Origin of the sequence: Stenotrophomonas sp. YAU14D1_LEIMI4_1, from assembly GCF_003086815.1 — a bacterium.
Lineage (GTDB): Bacteria > Pseudomonadota > Gammaproteobacteria > Xanthomonadales > Xanthomonadaceae > Stenotrophomonas.
Window position 1 is genome coordinate 2,649,336 of record NZ_CP025997.1, and the last position, 24,243, is coordinate 2,673,578.

Here is a 24,243-nt window from a genome sequence, read left to right on the forward strand (position 1 = left end):
CACGCAGAAACAGAACGGCCCCGCTTTCGCGGGGCCGTTCCTCCAACTGCTGCAGATCAGGAGCCCCCCCTGAGTCAGGGGGGCGCGCCAACGGCGCGGGGGTCTGGGAGCATGGTTGGCATGGGGCCCACGGTTTGCAGAGCAAACCGTGGGGCGTCAGCGCGAATGCGCTTACGCACCATGCGCCGCCAGCTGGCCCAGGCGCTGCACCGCGACCGAAACGGTCGGGTAGTCCAGGGTCTTCTGCTCGGCCAGTTCGGCCAGCATCGACAGGGTAAAGCGCAGGCTGTTGTCGTCGCGGCCGATCCACGCCGACACCTTGGCCTCGGCACTGCCGCCCTTGGTCGCCAGCACCTGGCCGGCCAGGTTGCGGTGGTGGTGGGCCAGCTCATCGCGCAGCACGCCACGGGCCACGGCATGCCAGCGGCCATTGACCTCCAGCGCGTCGATCTGCTCGAACAGCCACGGCAGCTGCAGGGCATCGCCCAGGCGGAAGTGGATCTTGGACACGTCCACCGGCTTCAGCTTGCGGGTACGGGCCAGTTCGATGATGTCGAAGGCCGGCTCCAGGAAGTGCAGTTCCGCCAGCTGCTGTGCCAGTGCCGACGGCAGGCCCTTCTCCTTCCACTCGGCCACCAGGGCTTCGTAGGTCGGACGCTGCGAATCAGGCAGCACGCCCGACGCGACGCGGATGTCGTTGAACGGACCCTGGTAGCGGTTCACCGCCTCGGTGATGCCCGGCATCGGGCCCGGGCGCGACAGCAGCCAACGCACGAACGAACGCTGCAGCTTCCAGATCACTTCCAGTGCGTCGATCTGCACCGATTCGGGCAGCTTGCCGTCCAGCGCGTCGATCTGTGCCCACAGCGCGCGGGCATCCAGCGTTTCGCGGCTGATGGTGTAGGCCTTGGCAACCTCGGCAATGGAACGGCCGGTGTCTTCCTGCATGCGCATCAGGAAGGTGGCACCCATGCGGTTGATGGTCTGGTTGGTCACGGCCGTGGCGATGATTTCGCGCTTCAGGCGGTGACGCTCCATCGCGTCGGCGTACTTCTTCTGCAGCGGGGTCGGGAAGTAGCGCTGCAGTTCCTTGGACAGGTACGGGTCTTCGGGAATGTCCGAATCCAGCAGCTGGGCGAACGCCACCAGCTTGGAATAGGACAGCAGCACCGACAGTTCCGGACGGGTCAGGCCCTGGCCACGCGCCTTGCGCTGGGACAGCTCGGCATCGGACGGCAGGAACTCGATCTGGCGATCCAGCAGGCCCTGCTGTTCCAGCGTGCGGATGAAGTGCTGCTTGGAACCCAGGCGCTTGACGGCCATCCGCTCCATCAGGCTCAGCGCCTGGTTCTGGCGGTAGTTGTCGTTCAGCACCAGGTCGGCCACTTCGTCGGTCATCGACGCCAGCAGCTTGTTACGCTGTTCAACGGTCAGCTTCTTGGCCCGCACCACATCGTTGAGCAGGATCTTGATGTTGACTTCGTGGTCGGAGGTATCCACACCGGCCGAGTTGTCGATGAAGTCGGTGTTGAGCAGCACGCCGGCCTGGGCGGCTTCGATGCGGCCCAGCTGGGTCATGCCCAGGTTGCCGCCCTCGCCCACCACCTTGCAGCGCAGCTCGCCACCATTCACGCGCAGCGCATTGTTGGCGCGGTCGCCGACATCGCTGTGCTGTTCGCTGGCAGCCTTCACGTAGGTACCGATGCCGCCGTTCCACAGCAGGTCCACCGGTGCCTTCAGGATCGCGCTCATCAGATCGTTCGGCGACAGCGCCTTGACGTTCTCGTCCAGGCCCAGTGCTTCACGCACCTGCGGGGTGATCTCGATCGACTTCAGGCTGCGCGGATAGATGCCGCCGCCCTTGCTGATCAGCTTGGCATCGTAGTCGGCCCAGCTGGAACGCGGCACGGTGAACATGCGCTCACGCTCGACGAACGAGGTGGCCGCATCCGGGTTCGGGTCCAGGAAGATGTGGCGGTGGTCGAACGCGGCCAGCAGGCGGATGTGGCGCGACAGCAGCATGCCGTTGCCGAACACGTCGCCGGACATGTCGCCCACGCCGACGGTGGTGAAGTCCTGGGTCTGGCTGTCACGGCCCAGCGCACGGAAGTGGCGCTTGACCGATTCCCACGCACCGCGCGCGGTAATGCCCATGCCCTTGTGGTCGTAGCCGACCGAACCACCGGAGGCGAACGCATCGCCCATCCAGAAGCCGTGGGCGATGGCCAGGCCGTTGGCGATGTCACTGAAGGTCGCCGTGCCCTTGTCGGCCGCCACCACCAGGTACGGGTCGTCCATGTCGTGGCGCACAACGTCCACCGGCGGCACGATCTTGTTGTTGACGATGTTGTCGGTGATGTCCAGCAGGCCCTGGATGAACAGCTTGTAGCAGGCCACGCCGTTGGCGAAGATCGCATCGCGATCACCGTTCACCGGCGGCATCTTGGCGAAGAAACCACCCTTGGCGCCGACCGGCACGATCACGGTGTTCTTCACCATCTGCGCCTTCACCAGGCCCAGTACTTCGGTACGGAAGTCTTCGCGGCGGTCCGACCAGCGCAGGCCGCCTCGGGCCACGGCACCGAAGCGCAGGTGGGTACCTTCCACGCGCGGGCCGTAGACGAAGATTTCGCGGTAGGGGCGCGGCTTGGGCAGGTCCGGCACCAGCGCCGAATCGAACTTGAAGCTGATGACATGGCCGTGCTGGCCATTGGCATCGGTCTGGTAGTAGCTGGTACGCAGGGTCGCATCGATCACGCCCATGAACGAGCGCAGGATGCGGTCCTCGTCCAGGCTGGACACGCGGTCCATCAGCTTCAGCAGCGCATCGCGCGCGGCCTGCATCTGCGCATCGCGGTCACCCTTGCGAGCGTCGACCACGGTCTTGAGCACCTTCAGGGTGGCCTCGTCGCCGGCGGCCAGCACATCGAAGTGGGCCTTCAGATGGGCCTGGCCCGCGGCGATGTCGTCCTTGCTTTCATGGCCGGTGGCCGGATCGAAGCGGGCTTCGAACAGCTCCACCAGCAGGCGCGCCAGCAGCGGGTAGCGGGCGAAGGTGCCTTCCACGTACGCCTGCGAGAACGGCACGCCGGTCTGCAGCAGGTACTTGCAGTAGCCGCGCAGCATGGCGACCTGGCGCCAGTGCAGGCCGGCGGCCAGCACCAGGCGGTTGAAGCCATCGTTCTCGGCATCGCCGTGCCAGACGCGGGCGAAGGTCTCGCCGAAGGCTTCATCCACGCGCGCGGCATCGATGGCGCCGGCGGTCGATTCGACTTCGAAGTCCTGCACGTACACCGGCGCGTTGTCCACCGACAGGCGGTACGGGCGCTCGGCGATCACGCGCAGGCCCATGTTCTCCATCATCGGCAGCGCGTCCGACAGCGGAATGTCATCCAGCTGGCGGTACAGCTTCAGGCGCAGGCCATCGCCGCTTTCGCGCGGCACGGCCTGCAGGCTCAGGCGCAGGTCGTCCGGGCCGGTCAGCGCGTCGAGCTGGCTGACATCGTTGGCGGCAACGGCGGTGCTGTTGTCTTCGATGTAGCCGGCCGGCAGTGCCTTGCCGATACGCGCGGCAATGCGCAGGCCTTCGGTTTCACCATGGCGCGACACCAGCGCTTCACGCAGGTCGTCCTGCCAGTTGCGCAGCACCTGGGCCAGCTTCTGTTCCAGTTCGGCGGTATCGACGTCCAGCATTTCGCCCGGCTTGGGGCGCACGATCAGGTGCACCTGGGCCAGCGGCGATTCGCCCAGCACCACCGAGCTGTCCACGTACTCACCGTGCAGCGCTTCCTTCAGCATGGCCTCGATGCGCAGGCGCACGTCGGTGTTGAAGCGCTCGCGCGGCAGGTAGACCAGTGCGGAAATGAAACGGCTGTACTTGTCGCGGCGCAGGAACAGGCGGCTGCGCACGCGTTCCTGCAGGCCCAGCACGCCCATGGCGGTGCGCAGCAGTTCGTCCTCGCTGGACTGGAACAGCTCTTCGCGCGGCAGGGTTTCCAGGATGTGGCGCAGGGCCTTGCCGCTGTGGCTGGCCGGGGCCAGGCCGGACTGCTTCATCACGTGTTCGTGGCGCTGGCGCACCAGCGGGATTTCCCACGGGCGGCGGTTGTAGGCGCTGGAGGTGAACAGGCCCAGGAAGCGCTGTTCGCCGATGATCTTGCCCTTGGCGTCGAATTCCAGCACGCCGATGTAGTCCATGTAACCGGCACGGTGCACGCGCGAACGGGCATTGGTCTTGGTCAGGATCAGCGCGTCCTTCAGCCCGGACGTGGTGTTCAGGCCCTGCGCGGCCAGCGTCTTGACCGGGCGCGCAGCGGACTTGTCCTTGCCGCGCATCAGGCCCAGGCCGGTGTCGTTCAGCGGTGCCAGCACTTCTTCCTTGCCCTGCTTCTCAACGCGGTATTCGCGGTAGCCGAAGAAGGTGAAGTGGTTGTCGGCGGCCCAGCGCAGGAATTCCTGTGCTTCGGCGCGCGAGGTCTCGTCCACCGGCAGCGTGCGGCTGCCCAGGTCGTCGGCCAAGGCCAGGGCCTTGTCCTTCATCGGCTGCCAGTCGCGCACGATGGCGCGCACTTCGTCCAGCGCCTTGTTGATGGCCTGCTCGATGACGGCCATGGCATCGGCCGGCTGGCGGTCGATTTCCAGCAGCATCACCGATTCGGCTTCGCCCTCGCCCACCTTGGCCAGCTTGCCGGCCTTGTCGCGGGTGAAGCGCAGCACCGGGTGGCCCAGCACGTGCACGCCCACGCCCTGTTCGGCCAGGGTCATGGTGACGGTATCGACGAGGAACGGCATATCGTCATTGACGATCTGCAGCACCGTGTGCGGCGATTCCCAGCCGTTGGCCTTGGTGGTCGGATTGAACACGCGCACATTGGCCTTGCCGGCCTTGCGGGCACGGGCGAATTCCAGCGTGTCGGCGGCCAGCGCGGCCCACTCGTCAGCGCTGTGGTGCGGGAACTCGTCCGACTCCATGCGCTTGTAGAAATCCGCGGCGAATGCCACTGCCTCGGCCTGCGCGGCAGAGGGGTAACGCTTGCGCAAGGCCGTGTACACCGGCTCCAGGGAGAAACCAGCGGTCACTGCGACCTCCGACTCAGCTGGCTTGGTCTTGTTCTTCACGGTCTTGGCTGCGGTTTTTTGCGGTTTCATGGCAGAGCGATGCGCTTGCTCAGTTGGGAAAATGAAATTGTAGACCTATCCCGCGTAAAGGCCTTGCTGCAGGACGGAATAACCAGATTCGGGTTTGCTGCGGTTTAGACGCCTATTCAGTTCGCACCGGTATGGCGCGCACGGGCGTTGCGCCGCTGCCGACAGGATCGGCAAAGCGTGTTACGGAAAACCACGCGGCAGGTGACAGGCAGGACTATCGGCACGATTCCACAATCCTGAACTGGACGGTATAGTCCACCGCGTGAACCCCACTACCCTCCCCGTTGCCGTGGACGCGCGCGATGAGCGCGTGTTCGATGCCGTGCGCGAACTGCTGGGCCGCCAGGGCATGCAGATGAGCATGGACGCGGTGGCCCAGCAGGCCGGCTGTTCCAAGCAGACGCTGTACTCGCGCTACGGCAACAAGCAGGACCTGCTGCGCCGGGTCGTGCAGCGGCACGTGGGCGATGCCAGCGGCATCCTGCTGCGTGCACTCCGCAGTGACGACCTGCGTGCCAGCCTGTTGCAGTTCGCCACCGACTTCCTGGAGCACTTCAACCAGCCCCACGTGGGCCAGGCCTGCCGACTGATTGCCGCCGATGCATCCCAGTTCCCCGAAGAGGCGCGTACGCTGTACCGGGAAGGCGCCGGGGCGCTGACACTTCATCTTGCTGAATGGATTGATACCGTTTGCAGGCGTGGCCTGCTCCGGCATGACGACCCGCACTACATGGCCGAACTGCTGCTGAGCATGATCGCCGGTCAGGATTTCGACAAACAACGCTTCCATACCCCCCATCGCGATGACGCGCGTGCGCGCAGGCGCTGGGCCGAGTTCTCCGTTGACGGTTTCCTGCGCGCGTTCGCGCCGGAACCGGCAGCGGTCCCGTCTACAAACCAACACCGGAGTTTCTCCTGATGACCGCCCCACTCCGCACCCTTGCCTTGACGTGCGCCGTCGCTGTCGCCCTGGCGGCCTGCAAGAAGCCGGAACAGCAGACGCCCCCGCCGCCGGAAGTGGGCGTGATCGATGCCAAGCCGCAGACCCTGCCGCTGCAGCGTGAACTGGTCGGCCGCCTGTCGCCCTACCGCAGTGCCGACGTGCGCGCCCGCGTGCCCGGCGTGCTGCTCAAGCGCGTCTATCAGGAAGGCAGCCAGGTCAAGCAGGGCCAGACCCTGTTCCTGATCGATCCGGCCCCGCTGCGCGCCGAACTGAATGCTTCGGAAGCCCAGCTGGCCTCGGCCCGCGCCACCTATGCCAACGCCAAGGTCGCCGCCGACCGCGCCCGTTCGCTGGCCCCGCAGCAGTACGTGTCCAAGTCCGACCTGGACGCGGCCCAGGCCACCGAGCGCACCGCGCTGGCCGCGGTGAAGCAGGCCGAAGCGGCCGTGTCGTCCTCGCGCATCAGCCTGGGCTATGCCGAAGTGACCGCGCCGATCAGCGGCGTGGCCAACAAGCAGCAGGTGACCGAGGGCGCGCTGGTCGGCCAGGGCGATGTGACCCTGCTGACCACCGTGGACCAGCTGGACCCGCTGTACGTGAACTTCTCGCTGAGCGTGGACGAACTGAGCCTGCTGCGCGCGCAGCAGGCCAAGGGCGCGCTGGCGCTGTCCGGCGATGGCAAGGCCACCGTGGCGGTGAAGCTGTCCGACGGCACCACCTACAGCGAACAGGGCACCCTGGACTTCTCGTCCACCACCGTGGACCCGACCACCGGTGCGGTATCCCTGCGTGCGGTGCTGCCGAACCCGCAGCAGATCCTGCTTCCGGGCGCCTTCGTCAGCTTCCAGGCCAACCTGGGTGACCGCAACAACGCCTACCTGGTTCCGCAGCAGGCCCTGCAGCGCGACACCATGGGCGGCTTCGTGATGGTGGTCGGCGCCGACGGCAAGGTGGTGCGCAAGAACGTGAAGACCGACGGTGCCCAGGGCGGCAACTGGCTGGTCAGCGACGGCCTGGCTGCCGGTGACAAGGTGATCGTGGCCGGCGTGCAGAAGGTCAAGGAAGGGGCACCGGCCACGGCCAAGCCCTGGACCCCGGGCCAGGACGCCAATGCCAGCGCCAAGCCGGCCGCCGCCGGTGCCGCACCGGCCGCCGACAAGGCCCCGGCCGAAGCGGCCGACAAGGCCGAACCGGCTGCCACCGAATCGAACAAGCAGTAACGGGACCCTTCCGTCATGCCTAAATTTTTCATCGAACATCCGGTCTTCGCCTGGGTGGTGGCGATCCTGATCTCGCTCAGCGGCGTGATCGCGATCCTCAACCTTGGCGTGGAGTCCTACCCCAACATCGCCCCACCGCAGGTGACCGTGTCGGCCACCTACCCGGGCGCCAGCGCGGACACGACGGAAAAATCGGTCACCCAGGTGATCGAGCAGCAGCTGACCGGTATCGATCACCTGCTGTATTTCAGCTCGTCGTCTTCGTCCAACGGCCGTGCGCAGATCACCCTGACCTTTGAAACCGGTACCGACCCGGACATCGCCCAGGTGCAGGTGCAGAACAAGGTATCGCTGGCCACGCCGCGCCTGCCCACCGAAGTGACCCAGCAGGGCGTGGTGGTGGCCAAGGCCAACGCCGGCTTCCTGATGGTGGTGGGCCTGCGTTCGGAAACCCCGTCGATCACCCGTGATGCGCTGAACGACATCGTCGGCTCGCGCGTGCTCGACCAGGTCTCGCGTATCCCCGGCGTCGGCAGCACCCAGCAGTTCGGTTCCGAGTACGCCATGAACATCTGGCTGAACCCGGAAAAGATGCAGGGCTACGGCCTGTCGGCCAGCCAGGTGCTGGCGGCGGTGCGCGCCCAGAACGTGCAGTTCGCTGCCGGTTCGCTGGGTTCGGACCCCTCGCCCGATGGCCACTTCACCGCCACGGTCTCGGCCGAAGGCCGCTTCAGCTCGCCCGAAGAGTTCGAGAACATCATCCTGCGTGCCAACGCCGACGGCTCGCGCGTGCTGCTGAAGGACATCGCCCGTATCGGCTTCGGCGCCAACAACTACGGCTTCGACACCCAGTACAACGGTGCCCCCACCGGCGCCTTCGCCATCCAGCTGCTGCCGGGCGCAAACGCCCTGAACGTGGCCGATGCGGTGCGCGCCAAGATGGACGAACTGCAGCCCAGCTTCCCGGCGGGCGTGAGCTGGTTCTCGCCGTACGACAGCACCACCTTCGTCAAGATCTCCATCGAGGAAGTGGTCAAGACCCTGTTCGAAGCGGTGTTGCTGGTGTTCCTGGTGATGCTGATCTTCCTGCAGAACTTCCGCGCCACCATCATCCCCACCCTGGTCATTCCGGTGGCCCTGCTGGGTACCTTCCTGGGCATGTGGATGATCGGCTTCACGATCAACCAGCTGACCCTGTTCGCGATGGTGCTGGCCATCGGCATCGTGGTCGATGACGCGATCGTGGTGATCGAGAACGTCGAACGCATCATGACCGAGGAGGGCCTGGCGCCCAAGCCGGCCACGCAGAAGGCGATGACCCAGATCACCGGCGCGGTGGTGGCCATCACCGTTGTTCTGGCGGCAGTGTTCATTCCGTCGGCGCTGCAGGGCGGCGCGGCCGGTGAGATCTACAAGCAGTTCGCACTGACCATCGCCATTTCGATGGGCTTCTCGGCGTTCCTGGCGCTGGGCTTCACCCCGGCCCTGTGTGCCACCTTCCTGAAGCCGACCCACAACGACCACCCGAACATCGTCTACCGCACGTTCAACAAGTACTACGACAAGATCAGCCACACCTACGTCGGCCACATCACCTCGGCGGTGAAGCATGCGCCGCGCTGGATGATCCTCGCCGTGGTGCTGACCGCGCTGTGCGGCTTCCTGTTCACCCGCATGCCGGGCAGCTTCCTGCCTGAAGAAGACCAGGGCTACGCACTGGCCATCGTGCAGCTGCCGCCGGGTTCGCCGAAGAGCCAGACCAACGAAGTCTTCGCCCAGATGCGCGGCATCCTGGAAAAGCAGGAAGGCTATGAAGGCCTGATGCAGATTGCCGGCTTCAGCTTCGTCGGTTCCGGCGAAAACGTGGGCATGGGCTTCATCCGCCTCAAGCCTTGGGACGAGCGCAAGGTCACCGTGCCGGAGTTCATCCAGAACATGAACGGCGCGTTCTACGGCATCAAGGAAGCGCAGATCTTCGTGGTCAACCTGCCCACCGTGCAGGGTCTGGGCCAGTTCGGCGGCTTCGACATGTGGCTGCAGGACCGTGGCGGCCAGGGCTACGAACAGCTGACCCAGGCGCGCAACATGCTGCTGGGCAAGGCCGCGCAGGAAACCGACAAGCTGGCCGGCGTGCGCCCCAACGGCCTGGAAAACGCCCCGCAGCTGCAGCTGCACGTGGACCGCGTGCAGGCGCAGTCGATGGGCATGTCGGTGTCGGACGTGTACAGCACGGTGCAGCTGATGCTGGCCCCGGTGTACGTGAACGACTTCTTCTACCAGGGCCGCATCAAGCGCGTGACCATGCAGGCCGACGCGCCGTACCGTACCGGCCAGGAATCGCTGAAGAGCTTCTACAGCCCGTCCAGCCTGACCACGAACGCCGATGGCACCAGCGCGATGATCCCGCTGAGCACCGTGGTCAGTTCCGAGTGGGTGTCGGCACCGCCGTCGCTGAGCCGCTACAACGGCTATTCAGCCATCAACATCGTCGGTTCGCAGGCACCGGGCAAGAGCTCGGGTGAAGCGATGACCGCGATGGAAGACATCGTCAACAACGACCTGCCGGCCGGCTATGGTTACGACTGGTCGGGCATGTCCTACCAGGAAATCCTGGCGGGCAACGCAGCCACCCTGCTGCTGGTGCTGTCGGTGGTGGTGGTGTTCCTCTGCCTGGCCGCGCTGTATGAAAGCTGGTCGATTCCGGTGGCGGTGCTGCTGGTGGTGCCGCTGGGCGTGCTGGGTGCCATCGGCCTGTCGATGATGCGTGGCCTGCCCAACGACATCTTCTTCAAGATCGGCATGATCACCGTGATCGGCCTGGCCGCGAAGAACGCGATCCTGATCGTGGAATTCGCGGTGGAGCAGCGTGCAGCGGGCAAGACCCTGCGCGATGCCACCATCGAAGCGGCACGCCTGCGTTTCCGCCCGATCCTGATGACCTCGTTCGCCTTCATCATGGGCGTGATCCCGATGGCCATCTCCACCGGTGCCGGCGCCAACTCGCGCCACGCCATCGGTACCGGCGTGATCGGCGGCATGCTGTTTGCCACCCTGCTGGGTCTTCTGATGATCCCGGTGTTCTTCGTGGTGGTGCGCCGCATGCTGGGCGACAAGCTGGATGAACCGTCCAAGGAGTTCATGGAACGCCAGCGCGACGCCGAATCGGCACACCGTCCGGATCGTTGATCCGGCGGTAGAGTGAAATGAAAAGGCCCCGGAGCGATCCGGGGCCTTTTTGTTGGCGACTACCGGGATGCGTGCCAACCAAGGTTGCACCCACCATGTGCGGGCGGTTCGGGTAGGTGCCAACCTTGGTTGGCACCCACCATGTGCGGGCGGTTCGGGTAGGTGCCAACCTTGGTTGGCACTCGCCGCGCTTCAGCGCAGCAACGCGATCGCGCCGCACACCACCACGATCAGCAGCGCCACCCACTGCATCGGCACGAAGAAGAAATGATGCGGCGCGGCCTCACCCTTCTGCCGCGGCGCGCGGTTCAACCACAGCCCCAGCAGCACGTTCAGCGCAGCACCCAGGCCCGCGCCCAGTAGCACCTGCTGCAGCGGAATATTGCCCTTCGGGCCATCGTGCGGGAAGAAATACGCCAGCAGCAGGATCGCTGCAATCGGCGTCACCAGGGTCACAAACCCCCAACCGCGATAGATCATTCAACGTCTCCACAACGAAAAGCGGATCGCATTTGACCATGGCGGCGCGCGTTGTGTCGCAATTGTCGGGCCTGACTGCGGCTGCCAGCGCCTTGTGCTGGGTATCGCGCTGCATCTGCGGCCTTCCAGCGCGTCAATCGCGACTCAAACCTGCGCATGCGATCAGACATTAGGCAGATGGGATCCGGTTCCCGGTTCGCACGCGCGCAGAACGCTATCCAGAGCATTCCTTCAACGGAATGACCGAACCATGCACCCGTCACTCTCTTCTGCCAGGCGTCTTGTCGCTGCCTGGCTTCTACTTACGGTCGGCTTGGCCCTGCATCTGGATGCCAGCGCCGGAGGCGTCGTTCCCTGCTTCAACTGTGCAGACCCTCGCGCCGCGGCGCTGCAGTCGGGCACCGGGCTGACGGTCGTCGTCGATCCGCAACAACAGCGGTTGAGCGCCTTTAACGTGGAATACGACAGGGAGCTTCAGCGATACCGTGCGCTGCCCACGCCGGCCCCGGCCGAGGTCACGCGCATGTTCAACCGCATTCTTGCCCTGCCAAACGCGCATCTCGGCCCCGGCACCCAGTTCGTGCCGCAGGCATTCGGGCGCGGCGCCGTGGTGCCCGTGCATCCGGACGATCCGCAGATGGCCAACGGCATCAGCTTTCCTGACGCCATGAAAGCGCTGAACGCGTACGACGTCGTGCAGTCAGCGACCTACCGCAGCCAACTGGAGCTGGCCATCGGCCGCGCCTTCAGCGGCGCTGACAGCCAGCAACCCGCCTGGAATTCACTGGCGACGACGATTTCATCCATCGTCCTGAGCTGGGTGAGCAAGCTGTTCGGCGTCGACACCGTCACCTATGTCATCACCTGGCGTGACGGCTCGCAGACCCGGTTGGTCATCTCACCAGACGCCGTGGACAAGGCCCGGTACGTGACCGGTGAAAGCGTGGATGCCCAGGGCAACCGCATTCCCGATGGCGCCGCCTCCAATACCGAAACCGGCGAAGGGTATGTGGCAACTACCACTTCAACAATGGTGACGACTACCAGCGCTGGCTGGACTCGGCTCACCTGTACGGGGTGCAGATCGAGGTCAACCCCGGTGCGGCACCCTCCGGTCCGATCTGCCGATGGGATGGCAGGCAGCTGCACTGCCAGGTGCCGCGCTAGCCTGCGCCTGGCCTTCCGGTAGGCGCCAAACTTGGTTGGTGCCCGTAGATGCGTGCCAACCAAGGTTGGCACCCACCGAGCGGGCTCCCATGCGCCGCCATTGCAGCGGCGCAGCCCACCGGGGTCTTCTTGTTGGTGCCAGAGCGGCGGGAGCCTGGTAGTCGCCAACCTTGGTTGGCGCCCTGGAAGCGTGCCAACCAAGGTTGGCACCTACCAGGGCGGGCCCCCATGCGGCTCAGCGCAGCCCGGTCTCGTTGCGGGCGATCACCAGGCGCTGGATCTCCGAGGTGCCTTCGTAGATCTCGGTGATCTTGGCATCACGGAAGTAGCGCTCCAGCGGCATTTCCTTGGAATAGCCCATGCCGCCGTGGATCTGCACGGCCTGGTGGGTGATCCACATCGCCGCTTCCGAGGCGGTCAGCTTGGCGATGGCCGCCTCGTTGCTGAAGCGCTTGCCCTCGCCCTTCACCCACGCCGCGCGCAGGGTCAGCAGCAGCGCTGCGTCCAGCTTGCACTTCATGTCGGCAATCTTGGCCTGGGTCATCTGGAACGTGCCGATGGCTGCGCCGAAGGCCTTGCGGTCCTTCACGTATTCGATCGTGGCTTCATAGGCGGCGCGGGCGATGCCGATCGCCTGCGAGGCGATGCCGATGCGGCCGGCGTCGAGCACGCCCATGGCGATCTTGAAGCCCTCGCCTTCCTGGCCCAGCACTTCATCGGGCTGCGCCACGTAATCGTTGAACTCGATCTCGCAGGTGGCCGACGCACGGATGCCCAGCTTGGGCTCGGTCTTGCCGCGGCCAAAGCCGGCCTTGTCGGTGTCGACCAGGAAGGCGGTGATGCCACGCGCGCCCTTGTCCGGCTCGCTCATCGCGAACAGCACGATGTACTTGGCCACCGGGCCGGAGGTGATCCAGCTCTTCTTGCCGTTGATCACGTAGGTGCCGTCGGCCTGCTTCACCGCGCGGCAGCGCATGGCGGTGGCATCGGAACCGGACTGCGGCTCGGTCAGCGCGAAGGCGCCGATGGCCTCGCCCTCGGCAATGGCGCGCACATACTTCTGCTTCTGCGCCTCGCTGCCGTGGGTCAGGATGCCGTTGCAGAACAGCGAATTGTTCACCGACATGATGGTCGAATGCGCGGCATCGCCGGCGGCCACTTCCACCATCGCCAACACGTAGGCGATCGGGTCCATGCCCGCGCCACCGTACTGGGTCGGCACTTCGATGCCCATCAGGCCGTTCTCGCCCAGCAGGCGGATGTTCTCAAGGGGGAACTCGCCGGTGCGGTCATGGTGCTCCGCGCTGGGGGCGATCTTTTCCTGCGCGATGCGCCGCGCCACGTCCTGCAGCATCAACTGCTCTTCGGTAAAGCTGAAATCCACAACACCCTCCCAGGTACATGATGACGGGGGCCGCAACAGGCGCCCCCGGATGTGCCGATTGTAACTGCGGGCGGGCATCGGCGGCTGACTCGCCCCCCGCACCGGCTTGACCACGACAGCACCCGTCGGCGAATATATCTCTATATCGCGATAGGTAGATATTTATGGATCTGGAAGACTGGTCGACCCGCCTGAAGGTGTTCGCCGACGCCACCCGCGTGCGCCTGCTGGCGCTGCTGGAGCAGGAAGAGCTGACCGTGGCCGAGTTGTCGGCCATCACCCGGCTGGCACAGCCGCGGGTGTCCACCCATCTGGCGCGGCTGAAGGAAGCCGGCCTGGTGCGCGACCGCCGCTCGGGCGTGTCGGCCTACTACCGCTTCGACGAGGCCCAGCTGGACCCGGCGCAGCGTGCATTGTGGCATGCCCTGAGCAATGGAAGCGATGATCCGCTGCTGCGCCAGGATGCTGAACGCGTGGCCGCCGTGCTGGCCCACCGCGCCGCCGACCAGAACTGGGCCGACAGCGTGGCCGGCGACATGGAACGCCACTATTCCCCGGGCCGTACCTGGGAAGCGCTGGCGCGCACCGCGCTGCCGCTGTTGGAAACCGGCGACGTGCTGGACATCGCCTCCGGCGATGGCGTGCTGGCCGAACTGGTGGCCCCACATGCCAAGCGCTACATCTGCATCGACACCAGCGCGCGCGTGGTGGCCGCGGCCAGCGAGCGCCTGCGCCGCCTGCCCAACGTGGAAGTGCGCGAAGGCGACATGCATGCCCTGCCCTTCAAGGACCGCAGCTTCGACCTGGTGGTGCTGATGCACGCGCTGACCTATGCCAGCAAGCCGGCACAGGCGGTGACCGAGGCGGCCCGCGTGCTGCGCCCGGGCGGTCGCCTGCTGCTGTGCAGCCTGGCCCGCCACGAACACAAGGCGGCAGTGGAAGCCTATGGCCACGTCAACCTCGGTTTCAGCGACAAGGAACTGCGCAAGTTCGTGGACAAGGCCGGCCTGCAGGTATCGAGCCTGGAAACCGTAACCCGCGAAAAGCGCCCGCCGCACTTTGAAGTCATCTCGCTGATCGCCAACAAGCCCTGAGGTCGCCGTGTCCAGCCTGCCGTGGTTGCATCCCGAACGTACCAACGCCCTGCTCGACGCCCTGCGCGCGCGCATCCTGATCATCGATGGTGCGATGGGCACGATGATCCAGCGCCACGGCCTGCAGGAAGCGGACTACCGCGGCGAACGCTTCGCCGATGGCTACGACCACAGCCACGGCCCCGGCTGCGACCATGGCGCGCCGGAAGGCCATGACCTGAAGGGCAACAACGATCTGCTGCTGCTGACCCGGCCGCAGGTCATCGCCGACATCCACACCGCCTACCTGCAGGCCGGCGCGGATCTGGTGGAAACCAATACGTTCAACGCGACCTCGGTCAGCCAGGCTGATTACCACCTCGAACACCTGGTGTACGAACTGAACAAGGCCGGTGCCGCCGTGGCGCGCGCCTGCTGCGATGCAGTTCAGGCCGGCACCCCGGACAAGCCGCGTTTCGTGATCGGCGTACTGGGCCCGACCAGCCGCACCGCCTCGATCAGCCCGGACGTGAACGATCCCGGCTTCCGCAACACCAGCTTCGACGCCCTGCGCGATACCTATCGCGAGGCCATTGACGGCCTGATCGATGGCGGCGCGGACACCCTGATGGTCGAAACCATCTTCGACACGCTGAACGCCAAGGCCGCCCTGTACGCCATCGAAGAGGCCTTCGATGCGCGCGGTGCGCGCCTGCCCATCATGATCTCCGGCACGATTACCGATGCCTCCGGGCGCACCCTGTCCGGGCAGACCGCCGAAGCCTTCCACGCCTCGCTGGCGCATTCGCGGCCGCTGTCGATCGGCCTGAACTGCGCACTGGGCGCCGACGCGATGCGTCCGCATGTGGAAACCCTGGCCCAGGTCGCCCACTGCTACGTCAGCGCGCACCCCAACGCCGGCCTGCCCAACGCCTTCGGCGAGTACGATGAAACGCCCGAGGAAATGGCCGCCACGCTGCGCAGCTTTGCCGAAGATGGACTGCTGAACCTCGTGGGTGGCTGCTGCGGCTCCACCCCGGACCATATCCGTGCCATCGCCCAGGCCGTGGCCGGGCTGCCACCGCGCGCGGTGCCCGGCGCACAGGAGCAGCAGGCCGCATGAGCACCACGCCCTACACCCGCCTGTCCGGCCTGGAACCGCTGGTCATCACCCCGGACCTGCTGTTCGTCAACGTCGGCGAACGCACCAACGTCACCGGCAGCGCGCAGTTCCGCAAGCTCATCAAGGAAGGCCGCTACGAAGAGGCGGTGGACGTTGCCCGGCAGCAGGTGGCCAGCGGTGCACAGATCCTCGATGTGAACATGGACGAAGGCCTGATCGATTCGGAAGCGGCGATGACCCGCTACCTGAACCTGATCATGTCCGAGCCGGACATCGCGCGCATTCCGGTGATGGTCGATTCGTCGAAGTGGAGCGTGATCGAAGCCGGCCTGAAGTGCCTGCAGGGCAAGAGCGTGGTCAACTCGATCTCGCTGAAGGAAGGCGAAGCCCTGTTCCGCGAGCACGCGCGCAAGGTGCTGCGCTACGGCGCTGCCGCGGTGGTGATGGCCTTCGACGAAACCGGCCAGGCCGACACCTGCGCACGCAAGGTGGAGATCTGCACCCGCGCCTACCGCATCCTGGTCGATGAGATCGGCTTTCCGCCGCAGGACATCATCTTCGACCCGAACATCTTCGCCGTAGCCACCGGCATCGAAGAGCACGACAACTATGCGGTGGACTTCATCGAAGCCACCCGCATCATCAAGCAGACCCTGCCGCACTGCCATGTCTCCGGCGGCGTCTCCAACGTGTCGTTCTCGTTCCGTGGCAACGAGACGGTACGCCAGGCCATCCATTCGGTCTTCCTGTACCACGCTATTGCCGCCGGCATGGACATGGGCATCGTCAACGCCGGCGCCATGCCGATCTACGACGAGCTGGAACCGGACCTGCGCGAGCGCGTGGAGGATGTGATCCTCAACCGCCGCAGCGACGCCACCGAGCGCCTGCTGGAGATCGCCGAGCGCTACAAGGGCAAGAAGGGCGCGGCCAAGACCGAGGACCTGTCCTGGCGCGAAAAACCGGTGGCGCAGCGTCTGGCGCACGCGCTGGTACACGGCCTGGACGCCTGGGTGGAGGAAGACACCGAACTTGCCCGGCAGGGCTCCAGCCGCCCGCTGGACGTGATCGAAGGCCCGCTGATGGATGGCATGAACATCGTCGGCGACCTGTTCGGGGCCGGCAAGATGTTCCTGCCGCAGGTGGTCAAATCCGCGCGCGTGATGAAGAAGGCGGTGGCCTACCTGCTGCCGTACATCGAGGCCGAAAAGGCACGCAGCGGCGATACCGCCAAGAGCAACGGCCGCATCATCATGGCCACGGTGAAGGGCGATGTGCATGACATCGGCAAGAACATCGTCGGCGTGGTCCTGGCCTGCAACAACTTCGAAGTGATCGACCTGGGCGTGATGGTGCCGGCGCAGAAGATCCTCGACGCCGCGCGCGAACACAACGCCGATCTGGTCGGCCTGTCCGGCCTGATCACCCCGTCGCTGGAGGAGATGAGCCACGTTGCCCGCGAAATGCAGCGGCAGGGCTTCGACCTGCCCTTGCTGATCGGCGGCGCCACCACCTCGCGCGCGCACACCGCGCTGAAGATCGACCCGCATTACCAGGCCCCCACCGTGTGGGTGAAGGATGCCTCGCGCGCGGTGGGCGTTGCACAGTCGCTGATCTCGCGCGAGCTGCGCGATGCCTTCGTGGCCGCCAACGAAGCGGACTATGCCGAGATCCGCGCGCGCCATCGCAACCGCGGTGACGCCAAGCGCCTGGTCAGCCTGGAACATGCACGCGGGCAGAAGTTCCAGGGCGGCTGGGACAGCTACACCCCGCCTGCGCCGAAGCAGCCCGGCCTGCATGTATTCGATGACTACCCGTTGGCCGAGCTGGTCGACTACATCGACTGGACGCCGTTCTTCCAGGCCTGGGAACTGGCCGGCAAGTTCCCGGCGATCCTGACCGACGAGATCGTCGGCCCCCAGGCCAGCGATCTGTACCGCGATGCGCGGGCGATGCTGGCGCGCATCGTGGACGAGCAGTGGCTGACCGCCAAGGCCGTGTTCGGCCTGTGGCCGGCCAACAGCGTGGGCGACGATGTCCGCGTGCAGCACCCGTCTGCTGAGACCACCCTGCACTTCCTGCGCCAGCAGGTGGACAAACCGGCCGAGCGCCCCGATTTCTGCCTGGCCGATTTCATCGCCCCCGCCGACAGCGGCAGGCAGGACTGGATCGGCGCATTCGCGGTCACCGCCGGCATCGGCATCGATGCACACGTGGCCCGCTTCGAGGCCGACCACGACGACTATAACGCCATCCTTCTGAAGGCGCTGGCCGACCGCTTCGCCGAAGCGCTGGCCGAACGACTGCACCAGCGCGTGCGCACAGAGTTCTGGGGCTACGACCATGCCGAGACGCTCGACAACGAAGCGCTGATCGATGAGCAGTACCGCGGTATTCGCCCCGCCCCCGGCTACCCAGCCTGCCCCGAGCACAGCGAGAAGCGCCGGCTGTTCGATCTGCTGCAGGCCGAAACCCACGCCAGCATGGAACTGACCGAAAGCTTCGCCATGCTGCCCACCGCTGCCGTGTCGGGCTATTACTTCAGCCACCCGCAGAGTCAGTACTTCGTGGTCGGCCGCCTGAGCCGTGAACAGGTGATCGACTACGCGCGGCGCAAGGGCGTGGAGCGTGCACAGGCCGAGCGCTGGCTGGCGTCGAACCTGGATTACGACCCCGAATAAACCCGGCGCACACGCCTGCGGGCGGCCCATCGGTTACCCTCGGGCTTCCCCCTGACCGGAGTTGCCGATGCGACTGACCCGCCTGTGGGCGCTGCTGCTTGCCGCCACCGCCGCCGTTTCTGCTGCCGCGCAGCCGATCCTGCTGGAAAACGCCCGGGTGTTCGACGGTCGCCGCGACCTGGGCATTACCCCGGTCCTGATCGACGGCGAGCGCATCGTGCATGTCGGCACGCCGCTGCCGGCCGCCGCCACCGCAGCCCGGCGCATCGACTACCAGGGCAAGACCCTGCTGCCCGGCTTGGTCAGCAACCACGCGCACGTGGGCAACACCGAAGGGTTGCAGCACGGTGATCGCTTTTACACCCGTGACAACGTGGTGCGCGACCTGCGAAAGTTCCAGCGCTACGGCATCACCACGGTCACCGCGCTGGGCATGAACGGCCCGGCCTTCTTCGATATCCGCAAGGAAGTGAACGCCTCGCCCGCACTGGGCGCGCAGCTGTACGGCGCGGGTGCCGGCATCGGTGCCTTCGCCGGTGCACCGCCGGCGGCCGCGATGGGCCTGGCCCACGACCCGGTGGCGCGGCCACGCAATGCCGAAGAAGCCCGCGCCGCCGTCGCCACGCAGCAGGCCGACGGCGTGGACGTGATCAAGCTCTGGGTGGATTCGCTGGGCGGCAAGTTCCCGATGATGGCACCGGAGATCTACCGCGCCGCCATTGCCGAGGCCCATGCGCGTGGCCTGAAGGTGGCCGCGCACATCCACGACCTGGACCAGGCGCGCGACCTGGTGGATGCACGCGTGGACATCATCGCCCACGGTATCCGCGATCGCGCGGTGGACCCGATGCTGGCGCGGAAGATGCACGACCAGGGCACCTGGTACATCGCCACGGTGAACATCGACGAAGCCAACTACTGGTATGCGGAAAACCCGCAGGCACTGCAGCAGCCGTTCCTGCGCGATGCCCTGCCCGCTGCGGTGCGCGCGCGCTGGCAGCAGCCGCAGTGGCAGCGCGAGCAGCTGGCCGGGGCCAACATTCCCGGCGCGCGCGCAGCGGTGGCGATGAACCTGGAAAACCTGCGCCGGCTGAGCGCGGCCAAGGTGAAGTTCGGTTTCGGCACCGATGCCGGGGCGATGCCACAGCGGGTGATTGGGTTTGCCGAACACCGCGAACTGAAGCTGCTGACCGAGGCCGGCTTCAGTCCGGCCCAGGCCCTGCAGACCGCCACCGCCGACGCCGCCGCGCTGCTGGGCATGGACGATCGCGGCCGCATTGCCGCCGGCAAGCGTGCCGACCTGCTGGTGCTCGATGCCGATCCCCTGGTCGACATCGGCAATACCCAGCACATCCACGCTGTATGGCAGGCCGGGCAAGCGATCGAGCGCTGATGCCCGACCGGCCCGTATGCCGGGCGCGGCCCGGCGCTAGGGCTGCAACATCCGCTGCAGGGACGGCAGCAGCACGCGGTTGCCATGACCGCTCAGATGGTCGCCGTCGAAGAACAACGGTCGGCCATCACGCTGCGCCGCGCACGTCGTGGCGGTGCATAGGTCGGGCAAGGGATCCCACAGCACTGCGCCTGGCAGGCCATCGACCACCTGCTGCAGGCTGCCCAGCATCGGTGCGCGCAGCGCTTCCATGTCCGCCCGCGCAATGTCCAGCCCGTTGCGGCAGACCGCATTGCCTGCATTGAAGCGGTCGGAACACCGATATGGCGGCGCCGGCAGCACCGGCTTCGGCGCTTCGATCACGATACGCACGCCGCGCTGGGCTAGCGGCAGCCACTGCGCGATGGCCTCGGCCACCTCGGCGTTGCGGCCGGCGGCGGCCTGTGCACTGCGCTCGCCCGCCAACTGCGCCTGCGCGTCGAACAACACATACTGGTCGGACAGGCGCGGTACCCGCAGCGACACCAGCACCACCACATCACCCGGCTGCGCGCGTGCGGCGATGTCCGCGCGCACGGCCGCATCATGCTCCGCACAGCCCGCACCGGCACCCCGCCACTGCTGCAGGCTGATCTGCGGGCAGCCACCGCGGCCGTACAGCGACACCGTCGAACCAGTTTCCAGCGCCAGCCGCTGCAGCAGCTCGCGGTAGGCCATGGCATGCGAGTCGCCGGCCAGGAACACCTGCGCCGGCCCCTGCACGGCCCCTGCGCGCGGGCAGTCGCCGCGGGCGAAGGTGCGTGCGCTGCCACCGGGGTAGCGGTGCTTGCCCACCTGCAGCGCGCACCCAGGGTAATCAGCCGCCACGCTCTTGCCGTCGGGGTACCAGTCCGCCGGATGGCGACTGACCGTGCTGAGCGACAGCAGGGGCGACTGCCAGTACAGCAACGCCTGCAGGCCACCGGCCAGCAGCAGGGTCAGCACGCCGGCGGCGACCCAGCGCCCGGGTGCCAGGTGCTGCCATTTGGGGCCACGGAAGGGCTGCTCGATCCAGCGCCACGAGATCCATGCCAGCAGCGCCACCAGCGCACTGGCCGCGGCCATCTGCAGGGCGGTTTCCAGGCCCACGGTCCAGCGCATCAGCACGAACACCGGCCAATGCCACAGGTACAGCGAATAGGACAGCAGGCCGATCCGCCGCATCGGCGCACTGGCCAACAGCCGCGCGATCCATGCCTGCGGGTGCTGGTGCAGGGCCAGCAGCAGGCCGGCGGTGGACAGCGCCGGCAGCACGCCGTCCGGCCACGGCGAGCGCCCCGCACGCGCCGTCCACAGCGCCCAGCCCAGTGCGCCCAGCGACAGCAGGGCCAACGCTGACCACGCCCAGCGCCAACGGCCCACCCGTGCAGCACTGCCAGGCTCACCACGATCGGCCACATGCAGCAGCTGGAACAGCAGAACGCCCACGCCCAGCTGCCACAAGCGGGTGCTGGTGGCGTAGAACGCCCAGGCCGGCGGCGCATCACGCAACCCCAGCAGGGCCGCATGCAGCAACGAGCCCACGCTTACCGCGGCGAACAGCGCAAGGCTCAGCCAACGGCCGCGCGGGCCGCGGGCCCAGGCCAGGAACAGCAGCGGGAACAGCAGGTAGAACTGCTCTTCCACCCCCAGCGACCAGGTGTGCGTATAGGGATTGAACTCGGCCTTGGGCGCGAAGTAGTCGTTGCCAACGGCCGCCAGCACCCAGTTGCTCAGCCCGAAGAAGGCCATCAACCCGGTTTTGTCGGATGCTTCGCTGAGCCACGAATCAGGAATGAACAACACGCTGGCCACGGCCGTCGCCAGCAGGCAGGCCACCAGCGCAGGCGCGATGCGGCGTACCCGGCGCGCATAGAAGCGCAGCATCGAGGCGCGCCAGGACAGGGCCGGCAGGCGATGCACCGACGCACTGACCACGAAGCCGGAGATGACGAAGAACACGTCCACCCCGGTGAAGCCACCCGGCAGCCAGGCCGGGTCGAGGTGGAACACGATGACGGCCAGCACGGCAATCGCGCGCAGGCCGTCAATGTGCGGCACGTAGCCGCGGCTTGGATCAGTGGACATCCATCTCCCCCTGCCGCTGCTGCCGCAGGGGGCGCCACGGCGGTCGTGCGTTACCAGACCAGGTCGTCGGGCACCTGGTACTGCGGATCGGCGTACGGGTCTTCCTCGGCCGGCGCGTTCGGGTCGACCTTCAGCGCCACCGACGCGGCGAACACCGCCTCGGACTGCGCCAGCACTTCAGCGGTCACCAGCAGGTAGCGGCCATTGAGCTGGACCACACCCAGTTCACCGGCATTGAGCGCGGTCAGCTGTTCGGGGGTGACGTAGATGCGCTTGATCTTGCCGCCATACGGGAAGTGGCGGGCGATATCGGCCGCCTCGGCATTCAGGCTCTTGTCCTTCAGCAGTTCTTCCAGCTTGGCCTTGGCCTCGCGGCGCACGCGCGCCTCTTCCTGCTTCAGGCGTTCGCTTTCAATGCGTTCCTGCTTTTCTTTCTGCGCGCGGATGGCATAGGCCTTGGCCAGGTCCATTTCCTCGGCAGAACGCGGCTTGCGCGGGCCCTGCGCGCCCGGCCCACGGGACTGCCCGGGCTTGCCTGCGCCAGCGTGGCCGTGGCCACCACGGCGCTCACCGGGCTTGTGCTCGCCCTTGCCTGCGCCCTGCGGCTTTCCATTGCCATTGCCGCCCTTGCCCTGCGGGCGGCCATCACGGCGGGGGGCATCGTTCTTGCGCTCGGGCTTGGGCGCCGGCTTGAAGCCCAGGCCCATCAGCTGGTCGCGGAGGGTATCGCTCATAGGAATGCAGATCAGTAGTGCGGCGGCGGCGGTTCGCTCGCCGGATCAGAAGAATTCAGTGCGTTGCGCACCTTGCCCAGGTCTTCCAGCAGCACGCGCAGCACATCGGCGTTGCGCGTGCCCTGCATGCGGGCGTCGGCCAATGCATCGCTCAGTTCGGCCAGCGCGTGTTCCTGGAAGGACACGCGCATTTCCAGCTCGACCAGGCGCGCTTCCAGCGCCTGTTCGCGTTCGGTGGGCAGCTCAGACATGCAGCGAACGCCCCCGGCCGATACCGTAGTACGCCACGCCGGCGGCTTCCACTTCCGCCGGGTCGTACAGGTTGCGCCCGTCGAACACCACCGCATCCTTCAGCCGCTCGCGCAGCATCTGGAAATCGGGGCTGCGGAACTGCTTCCACTCGGTCACCACCACCAGTGCATCGGCGCCTTCCAGCGCTTCGCTGGCATTGGCGCAGAACACCAGGTCATCGCGCTCACCGAAGATGCGCTGCGATTCGTGCATCGCTTCCGGATCGTAGGCACGCACCGTGGCACCGCCTTCCCACAGCTGCGCCAGCAGGCGGCGGCTGGAGGCTTCGCGCATGTCATCGGTGTTGGGTTTGAAGGCCAGGCCCCACACGGCAAAGGTCTTGCCGCGCACGCCCTCGTCCTCGCCCTTGTCGTAGTGGCGCTGGATGAGCGCGAACAGGTGCCCCTTCTGGGCATCGTTCACCGCTTCGACCGCGTTCAACAGCTTCGGCTCCAGGCCGTACTGCTGGGCGGTGCGCGCCAGCGCCTGCACGTCCTTGGGGAAGCACGAGCCGCCGTAGCCGGCACCGGGATAGATGAAGTGCCAGCCGATGCGCGGGTCCGAACCGATGCCCTGGCGGACTTGCTCGACGTCGGCACCCACGCGTTCGGCGATGTTGGCGATTTCGTTCATGAACGAAATCTTGGTCGCCAGCATCGCGTTGGCCGCGTACTTGGTCAGCTCGGCCGAACGCACGTCCATTTCCACCACGCGATCGTGGTTGCGGTTGAACGGTGCGTACAGGCGGCGCATCACCGCCACCGAGTCGGCGCTGCTGGCACCGATGATGATGCGGTCCGGGCGCATGCAGTCGGCCACCGCATCGCCTTCCTTCAGGAATTCGGGGTTGGACACCACATCGAAGGCGATGTCCGCACCGCGCGCCGCCAGCTCTTCGGCAATGGCCGCGCGCACCTTGTCGGCGGTGCCCACCGGCACCGTCGATTTGTTCACCACCACCGTCGGCACCGCCATGTGGCGCCCGATGGTGCGGGCCACCGCCAGCACGTACTGCAGATCGGCGCTGCCGTCTTCGTCGGGGGGCGTACCCACCGCAATGAAGACCACCTGGCCGTGGCCGATGGCGCTGGCGCCATCGGTGGTGAAGGACAGCCGCAGCGCGGCATGGTTGGCCTTCACCATAGGCTCAAGACCGGGTTCGTAGATCGGGATGATGCCCTGGTTGAGCCCATCCACCTTGGCCTGGTCGATGTCGACGCAGACCACCTGGTGGCCTACGTCGGCCAGGCAGGTGCCGGTCACCAGACCGACGTACCCGGTACCGAAAATCGCAACGCGCATATCCGTGCTGGC

15 protein-coding genes are annotated in these 24,243 nt (G+C 66.5%); 8 read left to right on the forward strand and 7 right to left on the reverse strand.

Annotated features, from left to right (window positions below; all coding sequences use genetic code 11):
• Positions 1–171: 171 nt before the first annotated feature.
• Positions 172–5,148 carry an NAD-glutamate dehydrogenase domain-containing protein gene (locus C1932_RS12445; RefSeq protein ID WP_108762393.1) on the reverse strand — a complete coding sequence of 1,659 codons (4,977 nt, stop codon included), beginning with the start codon at positions 5,146–5,148 and terminating at the stop codon, positions 172–174.
• Between the two features lie 262 nt (positions 5,149–5,410).
• On the opposite strand from C1932_RS12445, the gene C1932_RS12450 reads away from it, so the two are divergent.
• The 3 genes from C1932_RS12450 to C1932_RS12460 are packed head-to-tail and all read left to right on the forward strand — an operon-like array spanning position 5,411 to position 10,497.
• Positions 5,411–6,067: a TetR/AcrR family transcriptional regulator gene (locus C1932_RS12450; RefSeq protein WP_108762394.1), complete on the forward strand. Its 657-nt coding sequence runs from the start codon at positions 5,411–5,413 to the stop codon at positions 6,065–6,067.
• Positions 6,067–7,311, forward strand: a complete 1,245-nt coding sequence (locus tag C1932_RS12455; RefSeq protein ID WP_108753542.1) for an efflux RND transporter periplasmic adaptor subunit — start codon at positions 6,067–6,069, stop codon at positions 7,309–7,311. The genes C1932_RS12450 and C1932_RS12455 overlap by 1 nt, the downstream gene beginning before the upstream one ends.
• Positions 7,312–7,326: 15 nt before the next feature.
• Positions 7,327–10,497, forward strand: coding sequence for a multidrug efflux RND transporter permease subunit (locus C1932_RS12460; protein WP_108750025.1), 3,171 nt, complete (start codon positions 7,327–7,329; stop codon positions 10,495–10,497).
• 192 nt (positions 10,498–10,689) lie between these two features.
• On the opposite strand, the gene C1932_RS12465 is transcribed toward C1932_RS12460, so the two are convergent.
• On the reverse strand, positions 10,690–10,977 hold the full coding sequence (locus tag C1932_RS12465; RefSeq protein ID WP_108762395.1) for a hypothetical protein: 288 nt from the start codon (positions 10,975–10,977) through the stop codon (positions 10,690–10,692).
• Positions 10,978–11,290: 313 nt separating this feature from the next.
• Between C1932_RS12465 and C1932_RS12470 the strand changes: the two genes are divergently transcribed.
• A complete protein-coding gene (locus C1932_RS12470) occupies positions 11,291–12,166 on the forward strand; it encodes a hypothetical protein (protein ID WP_234412130.1) in 876 nt (291 codons plus the stop codon).
• Positions 12,167–12,379: 213 nt separating this feature from the next.
• On the opposite strand, the gene C1932_RS12475 is transcribed toward C1932_RS12470, so the two are convergent.
• Entirely contained in the window at positions 12,380–13,528 is a 1,149-nt protein-coding gene (locus C1932_RS12475; protein WP_108762396.1) for an acyl-CoA dehydrogenase family protein, read from the reverse strand.
• A 164-nt stretch (positions 13,529–13,692) separates the two neighbouring features.
• Between C1932_RS12475 and C1932_RS12480 the strand changes: the two genes are divergently transcribed.
• The 4 genes from C1932_RS12480 (at position 13,693) to C1932_RS12495 (ending at position 19,798) form a co-directional block, all read left to right on the forward strand.
• Positions 13,693–14,622 (forward strand): metalloregulator ArsR/SmtB family transcription factor, encoded by a 930-nt coding sequence (locus C1932_RS12480; protein ID WP_108750029.1) that lies wholly within the window; start codon positions 13,693–13,695, stop codon positions 14,620–14,622.
• A gap of 7 nt (positions 14,623–14,629) precedes the next feature.
• A complete protein-coding gene (locus tag C1932_RS12485) occupies positions 14,630–15,724 on the forward strand; it encodes a homocysteine S-methyltransferase family protein (RefSeq protein ID WP_108762397.1) in 1,095 nt (364 codons plus the stop codon).
• Positions 15,721–18,405: a methionine synthase gene (gene metH / locus C1932_RS12490; protein ID WP_108762398.1), complete on the forward strand. Its 2,685-nt coding sequence runs from the start codon at positions 15,721–15,723 to the stop codon at positions 18,403–18,405. The genes C1932_RS12485 and metH overlap by 4 nt, the downstream gene beginning before the upstream one ends.
• Positions 18,406–18,472: 67 nt before the next feature.
• Positions 18,473–19,798: an amidohydrolase family protein gene (locus C1932_RS12495; protein ID WP_108762399.1), complete on the forward strand. Its 1,326-nt coding sequence runs from the start codon at positions 18,473–18,475 to the stop codon at positions 19,796–19,798.
• 36 nt (positions 19,799–19,834) lie between these two features.
• On the opposite strand, the gene C1932_RS12500 is transcribed toward C1932_RS12495, so the two are convergent.
• Genes C1932_RS12500 through C1932_RS12515 form a run of 4 tightly spaced genes read right to left on the reverse strand, consistent with a single transcriptional unit; the run spans position 19,835 to position 24,231 of the window.
• Positions 19,835–21,904, reverse strand: a complete 2,070-nt coding sequence (locus tag C1932_RS12500) for an acyltransferase family protein (protein ID WP_108762400.1) — start codon at positions 21,902–21,904, stop codon at positions 19,835–19,837.
• Positions 21,905–21,954: 50 nt separating this feature from the next.
• Entirely contained in the window at positions 21,955–22,638 is a 684-nt protein-coding gene (locus tag C1932_RS12505; RefSeq protein WP_108756602.1) for a DUF2058 family protein, read from the reverse strand.
• A gap of 11 nt (positions 22,639–22,649) precedes the next feature.
• Positions 22,650–22,889: a SlyX family protein gene (locus C1932_RS12510; protein ID WP_053515402.1), complete on the reverse strand. Its 240-nt coding sequence runs from the start codon at positions 22,887–22,889 to the stop codon at positions 22,650–22,652.
• Positions 22,882–24,231: a UDP-glucose/GDP-mannose dehydrogenase family protein gene (locus C1932_RS12515; protein ID WP_108753550.1), complete on the reverse strand. Its 1,350-nt coding sequence runs from the start codon at positions 24,229–24,231 to the stop codon at positions 22,882–22,884. The genes C1932_RS12510 and C1932_RS12515 overlap by 8 nt, the downstream gene beginning before the upstream one ends.
• Positions 24,232–24,243 lie beyond the last annotated feature (12 nt).